This is a genomic window from Altererythrobacter chaiwopuensis, assembly GCF_054957755.1.
Genome location: NZ_JBTXJG010000017.1, coordinates 1 through 273, shown reverse-complemented (window position 1 = coordinate 273; position 273 = coordinate 1). Strand labels below are relative to the sequence as shown.

At 52.0% G+C, this 273-nt stretch carries 1 protein-coding gene; it reads left to right on the top strand.

Annotation, left to right across the window (positions count from 1 at the left end):
• Nucleotides 1-273: hypothetical protein (locus ACX2DJ_RS13010; RefSeq protein WP_462573167.1), on the top strand; the 273-nt coding region annotated here is incomplete at both ends.

Sequence of the window (273 nt, the reverse complement as noted above, 5' to 3'; positions counted from 1 at the left end):
ATTCCGTGGTCACCATTGCGAGCAATTATGGCCGTTACCTGCCGGTTTCAATTGTGGTGCAGAGTGAGAAAAACACCACCATCACTACATCGCCGGTGTTTGCAAAAGATACTGATCAGCAGCACAGGCTGTATGCCGGCCGGGAGCGCCTTGGTAAAACTCCTTTTGATGTCATTGATCTCACCGGTCCTGGCATCGAGGGTGTGGCTTATGTATTGCCGGAGGCTCAGGCTCCGCATATGTCCAGGCGTCACAGTATTTATGTCAACCGCA